The organism is Janthinobacterium sp. UMAB-60 (genome assembly GCF_900095235.1).
Lineage (GTDB): Bacteria > Pseudomonadota > Gammaproteobacteria > Burkholderiales > Burkholderiaceae_D > Janthinobacterium.
Genome location: NZ_LT607505.1, coordinates 53,181 through 59,559, shown reverse-complemented (window position 1 = coordinate 59,559; position 6,379 = coordinate 53,181). Strand labels below are relative to the sequence as shown.

The 6,379-nt window shown below is 65.3% G+C and carries 6 protein-coding genes; 4 read left to right on the top strand and 2 right to left on the bottom strand.

Annotated elements, in window-relative coordinates; genetic code table 11:
- Positions 1-1,947: TonB-dependent siderophore receptor (locus tag K0F86_RS25925; RefSeq protein ID WP_219137000.1), on the bottom strand; the 1,947-nt coding region annotated here is incomplete at its 3' end.
- A 234-nt stretch (positions 1,948-2,181) separates the two neighbouring features.
- Here K0F86_RS25925 and K0F86_RS25920 point away from each other — a divergent pair.
- From K0F86_RS25920 to K0F86_RS25910, 3 genes are all read left to right on the top strand, one after another.
- Positions 2,182-2,853, top strand: coding sequence for a hypothetical protein (locus K0F86_RS25920; RefSeq protein ID WP_219136999.1), 672 nt, complete (start codon positions 2,182-2,184; stop codon positions 2,851-2,853).
- 297 nt (positions 2,854-3,150) lie between these two features.
- Complete coding sequence (locus K0F86_RS25915) at positions 3,151-4,104, top strand: 2-hydroxyacid dehydrogenase (protein ID WP_219136998.1); 954 nt, start codon at positions 3,151-3,153, stop codon at positions 4,102-4,104.
- A 50-nt stretch (positions 4,105-4,154) separates the two neighbouring features.
- Entirely contained in the window at positions 4,155-5,339 is a 1,185-nt protein-coding gene (locus K0F86_RS25910; protein WP_374197328.1) for a low temperature requirement protein A, read from the top strand.
- Positions 5,340-5,352: 13 nt separating this feature from the next.
- Here K0F86_RS25910 and K0F86_RS25905 read toward each other — a convergent pair whose 3' ends face one another.
- The gene (locus K0F86_RS25905) at positions 5,353-5,883 is read right to left on the bottom strand and encodes a GNAT family N-acetyltransferase (RefSeq protein WP_219136996.1); all 531 of its coding nucleotides are present in this window, start codon (positions 5,881-5,883) and stop codon (positions 5,353-5,355) included.
- A gap of 91 nt (positions 5,884-5,974) precedes the next feature.
- On the opposite strand from K0F86_RS25905, the gene K0F86_RS25900 reads away from it, so the two are divergent.
- A partial coding sequence (locus K0F86_RS25900; RefSeq protein WP_257572375.1) for a helix-turn-helix domain-containing protein occupies positions 5,975-6,379 on the top strand: 405 nt, incomplete at its 3' end.

The following is a 6,379-nucleotide window of genomic DNA, read 5'->3' as shown; positions in this document are numbered from 1 at the left end:
GTACAGGGCGCGGCCCGTCAGCGCCAGGCCGCGCACGCCAGGTACATCCCACTCCACGCCCGCATTGAGCTGTTGACGCGGCACGCCGATGGCGTCCTTGCCCTTGTTCGCCTGGTTTTGCACATTCACCTGTTCAGCATCGAGGAAGGTCAGGCCGCCCAGCAGGCGCAAGCCGCGCACGGGGCTGCCGAAAACGGACAATTCCAGGCCACGGTTGCGCTGTTCGCCAAAGACGCCGAAGGTGCCGTTGTCCACGTACGCCAGCGGCTGTTTGGTGGTGAACAGAGCGGCGCTCATCCCGATGCGGCCGCCGTCATATTTGACGCCGATTTCCTTCTGTTTCGATTTGTATGGCGCAAAGACCTGGCCGATATTGTTCGTCACGCCGAAGCCGCCCGCCACGGCGCCTTTCTGCAAGCCTTCTATATAGTTGGCATACACGGACAGTTCCTTGCTGGGGCGGTACACGAGGCCCGCCAGCGGCGTGGTGGTGCTTTCGCTGTAGCCGGGAGCCGTCTGCTTGCCCGTGTCATAGTCGTAGCTGTCGTCCTTGATGGTCTGGCGGCGCAAGCCCACTGTCAGCAGCACGCTGTCGTCGGCGAAGCCCATGGTGTCGGCCACGGCAAAGCTGGACAGGATGCTGCGCGACGTCACCAGCGGATTGTCCAGCTTGCCGCCAACATACAGGGTGGCGGCCGGCGGCACTGCATTGAACGGCGCATCGATGCTGGCATTGAAGTTGCCGCTCATGCCGTAGGCGTTGCGCGATTGCGACCAAAAGCTCGACGCCGTGGCGCTGAGGCTGTGGCTGACGCTGCCCGTGACGGCTTTGCCGCGCACGCCGATCTCGCCCGTGCGCACCGTGTCGCGGCGTTCATTGTCGAAACGGTAAGCCGTGCCGCTGCCATCCGCGCTGGCGACCGTGGGCACGGCCAGCACGTTCGATTCATTGCCGCTGCGCGCACCTAGCGCGGCCCAGGCCACCACATCCTTGGCAATATCGTATTCTCCGCGCAGGGTACCGAAGGTGTCGCGTTCGTTCGAATGCGTCCAGTCCTGGGCGAAATTGCGACTGGCGTCGGGCGCGGCCGGGATCGCCAGGCCGGGCGCCACATTCACACTGGGACGCGGCGCCGTCAGTTTATGGTCCTGGTAGCCGGCATCAGCCGACAGGCGGAAGCCGCGGCCACGGTAATCGGCGCCGATGGAAAAGACGCTCAGTTCGCGCTTTTCACGGTCGACGGCCGTATCGCCGTCGCGCCGCGCCGCATTGATGCGGATGCCCGTATTGTTGTCTGGGCCGAAGCGGCGCGCGATATCGGTGGCCACATATGCCTGGCCGCCGCTTTCCACGCCCACCGTCACTTGCGTCAGCGACGCATTCGGCGCCCGCTTGGGCAGCAGGTTGATGGCGCCGCCAATGCCGCCGCCGCCCGGCGCCGCGCCATTGATGAAGGTATTCGCGCCACGGAACACTTCCACGCGCTCGAGCAGCTCGGAGGCGACAAACTGGCGCGGCAGCAGGCCGTACAGGCCGTTATACGCGAGGTCGTCCGAATTCACGGGGAAGCCGCGGATCATGTACATTTCCTGGAAATTGCCGAAACCGCGCGTGACGCGCACGCCCGGATCGTTTTGCAGCACATCGCCCACACCTTGCGCCTGCTGGTCCTGGATCAGCGCCTGCGTGTAGTTGAGGCTATTGAACGGCGTGGCCATCATGTCCACGTTGCCCAGCAAGCCCAAACGTCCGCCGCGCGCCACCTGGCCGCCCGCATACGCTTTCGACAAGCCTTCCGCCGACGCGTCGGCCGATGCATTCACGACCACCGTGGGCATGGTTTGCGCGCCGCTGTCTGCCGGCGTGTTCTGTGCGTGGGCGGTGGTGCTGGCCAGCAGGAAGGCGGCCAGGGCGAACGGAGTAGGGGCGAGGCGGAAAGTGCGCATGGTGTTATCTGGATATTAATGAGAATGATTATCATTATATTCCAGCATGGCCCGTTGCGTGGGAAAGTGTGAGAATGTCATAAATAAAGTCGCCATTCGTACAACACCCGGCAAGCCAGGGCACTGGAATCTGGCGGAAAAAGGCGCGCCAGCCGATACATTGTGGATTTATTAATGCCTACGGTCAAGTTTCGCTAAAATACGCCATCGCGCCCGGCGCCCACAGGAAACCGCATGCCATTGCTCCGTCATCTACCGTCCGTCTCCATGCGCCTGCGGGATGGCCTGAGCCTGAAAGGCGCGGCCGTCGCGCTGATCCTGGCCATGCATGTGCTGGGCCTGTATTTCCTGCTCTTGCCGGCGCGGCAACTCAAGCAATACACGGAAGTGGCTTTCATGACCCTGCTGCCGTCCCGTCCGATGCCGCAGACGCCGCCGATGGCCTTGCCGCTGCCCATGCCGGCTCGCTTGCCGCGCGCGCGGGCCAGTGTGCCGCCTGTCATCCTTGCACCACCGGCCGTGGCTGCGGAAGCCATCACGGCGCCCGCCGAGGATTTCCCCGCCGCGCCCGCCACGGCGCCATCCACAGCGGACCTGCGCACGCGCGCCCGGCTGGCGGCGGGGGCCGCCGACAAGGCCCTGCGTGGCGAACTGAAACAAGACCAGCCTTGGCTGGCCGCAGCCGACCTGAAGAGCGAAAGCAGCTTCCAGAAACTGGTCGCCTCCGCCTGGCGCGGCGGCCCCGTCATCCGCGTGGAGGAATACCTGACGGCCGATGGCCGGCCCGCCACGCGCGTCGTCAGCGCCGTCGGCGCCACGTGCTATGGCCTGGATGCGAACCCGGGCGCGGGCGCCGACCCGTTCAAGACGGGCGGCAAGGTCAAACGCGTGCCTTGCCCGGGTTGAGGCGATCTGACAATCGTTGTGGCGGTGCTTGTCGGCTTACGCATGGCGTAAGGGTGATACATGCCAGGAGATCGCGCGCCGGACCGCGCTCTAGCTGCGTAGGTCAGATTAGCGCAGCGTAATCTGACAGGCTGCGGACTAAGCCGACCTACGATTGAATCGGGTAGTCCCACGCAGGAAAAGACCGCGCGGCGGGCAGGGTTTTAGGGGCGGTAACAGGCGATGCCATCCCCCCGCAGGGTCGCAAATATGCTAAGTTGCGTCTGCAAATCTTGCCGATACCGACCCAGGACGCCCATGCCCCCCGAACTCCTCATCCTCGCTCCCAGTCCTTCGGCTGCCGTCAACGCGCAGCTGGACCAGCAATATACGTGTCATCACGCCTGGCAAGTGCCGGCGGACGAGCGCCACGCCTGGCTGGCCGAGCGGGCGCCGGCCATCCGCGCCGTCGTCACGACGGGCGCGCTGGGCTTGAACGCCGCCGACATGGCCTTGCTGCCCTCTTTGGAAATCGTCGCCGTCAACGGCGTGGGTCTCGACGGCGTGGCGCTCGACCTGGCGCGCGAGCGGGGCATCGCCGTCACCACCACGCCGAACGTGCTGACGGACGACGTGGCCGACGTGGCGCTGGCCTTGCTGCTGGCCAGCGCGCGGCATATCGTGGCGCTCGACCGTTTCGTACGCGATGGCGGCTGGGAACGGCGCGAGGCCATCGCCCCCGCGTCCAGCCTGCGCGGCAAGACGGCCGGCATCTTCGGCTTCGGCCAGATCGGGCAAGCCATCGCGCTGCGCCTGGCTGCCTTCGGCATCCACGTGCGCTACTTCCAGCCCCGCGTCATCACGGGCACATCCGTGCCGCGCGCGGAGTCCTTGCTGGCCCTGGCGCAGGAAAGCGATTACCTCTTTGTTTGTGCGCCGGGCACGCCGGCCACGCGCCAGAGCGTCGACCGCACGGTGCTCGACGCGCTCGGTCCGCAAGGCACCCTGATCAATATCGCCCGTGGCGCGCTGATCGATGAAGTGGCCCTGATCGCCGCCTTGCAGGATGGCCATCTGGGCGCGGCCGGTCTCGACGTATTCGCGGACGAGCCGCGCGTGCCAAACGCCTTGCGCGCCTTGCCGAACGTGGTACTGACGCCCCACGTGGGCAGCCTGACCGTGGAAACGCGCCATGCAATGGGGCAACTGGTGGTCGATAACCTGGCGGCGCACTTTGCCGGCTTGCCCCTCTTGACGCCAGTGAAATTGTAAATACCCCCGATTGATCGGTTTACTCGTATGAATGAAAGAGATTTATGGAATTGAGAAAATCGCTGTTGCGCACGCGCGGCGGGCAAGACAGCGGCAAGGTGGGCATGATCGAGCTGTTCTTCGACCTCGTGTTCGTGTTTGCTGTCACGCAACTGTCGCACGGCTTGCTGGCGCATTTGAGCGCCATGGGCTGGCTGCAGACGGGCTTGCTGCTGATGGCCGTCTGGTGGGTGTGGATTTTTACCTCGTGGATCACGAACTGGCTCGACCCCGAGCGCATTCCCGTGCGCATCAGCCTGTTTGCGCTGATGCTGGGCGGCCTCATCATGTCGGCCTCGATACCGGAAGCGTTCGGCACGCGGGGCCTGGGCTTTGCGCTCGCCTATGTCGCCATGCAGGTGGGCCGCCCCCTGTTCGCCTGGTGGGCCGTGCGCCATGAAGCACTGGCGCGCCGCCGCAATTTTCAGCGCATCACGCTGTGGGCCGTGCTGTCCGGCATCTTCTGGATCGCCGGCGGCATCGCGTCGCCCGAACAGCGCATCTTCTGGTGGGCCGCGGCCCTGCTGATCGATTTGGCGGGACCATGGATGCTGTTCGGCATGCCCGGCCTGGGCCGCTCGACGACGGCCGACTGGGACGTCGACGGCAGCCACATGGCCGAACGCTGCGGCCTGTTCGTCATCATCGCCCTCGGCGAATCCTTGCTGGTGACGGGCGCCACCTTTGCGGGCCTGGAATGGACAGCCGGCAACTGGCTGGGCTTTTTGTCGGCCCTGGTCGGCAGCATCGCCATGTGGTGGATTTATTTCGACACGGGCGCCGAGGCGGGCCACCACCGCATCGCGCACTCGAAAGACCCGGGCCGCATCGCGCGCAAGGCTTACACGTATATCCACGTGCTGATCGTGGGCGGCGTGATCGTTTCCGCCGTAGCCGATGAGCTGGCCCTCGTGCATCCGGACGAAGCGAGCTTCGCCGGCATCAGCGCCTTGCTGGGCGGCCCGATCCTGTATCTGCTGGGCAATGCGCTATTCAAATGGGTCAGCAGCGACCGCGCCACGCCGCCGCTGTCGCATCTGCTGGGCATCTTGATCATCCTGGCGCTGATCCCGATGGCCTACGGCCGCCTGTATTCACCGTTGACCCTGGCCTGCATCACCAGCTGCGTGCTGGTATTGGTGGCCGTGTGGGAACATATGGCGCTGCGCCGCCCGCCACCGGAGATCGATCCTTGACGTCTGCCTGACCTTAGCCGGGCGGTGTGATGCCGTCCGGATCGCTGCGCGCATCGAGTTGCAGCTGCAAGAATGCCAGGTCCAGCCAGGCGCCGAACTTGGTGCCGACCTGGCGCATCAATCCCACTTCCTCGAAACCCAGCTGCTTGTGCAGGGCGATCGAGCCGGCATTGCCCGCCTCGATGCCCGCCACCATCACGTGCTTGCCCAGGCCGCGCGCCCGCGCGATCAATTCCCCCATCAAGGCCTTGCCGACGCCGGCGCCACGGCGATCGGCGCGCACGTACACGGAATGCTCGACCGTATGGCGGAAACCCTCGAACGGGCGCCAGTCGCCGAACGAGGCGTAGCCAGCGACAGTTCCTTCCGCATCGCTGGCGACGAGCACCGGATAGCCGGCCCGCTGGCGCTCGGCCAGCCAGGCGGCGCGGTTGGCCGCATCGACCGTCCGTTCATTCCAGATGGCCAGGGTGTTGCTGACGGCATCGTTGTAGATGGCCGTGATGGCCTCGATGTCGCCCGCGTGGGCATCGCGTATGTGCATGTTGATCTCCTTGCTAGTCGTCTACTATAATGGACAAATCATAGATTCCCGCTCACGTCTTGTCCAATAGAATTCGAATGGAAGCCGATACATGTCCACTAAACCAGACGAATTGAACCAGCGCATCGGCGCCCGGGTGCGCCTTGAGCGGGAAAACCTGGGCTGGTCGCTGACGCAGCTGGCGGCCCGCTCGGGCGTGTCGCGCGCGATGGTGCACAAGGTGGAGCGGGGCGATTGCAGCCCCACGGCGACCTTGCTGGCGCGCCTGTCGGGTGCCTTCGGCCTGAGCATGTCCGAACTGATCGCCCGCGCCGAAATGCGCACGGGGCGCTTGCTGCGCAAGCTTGAGCAGCCCGTGTGGGTCGATCCGCAGAGCGGCTATGTGCGGCGGCATGTGTCACCCGCATCCGACATGCCGCTCGACCTCGTGCATATTACCTTGCCGCCCGGCGCCGTGGTGGCCATGCCAGCCGCCGCCTATGTGGCGCGGCGACAA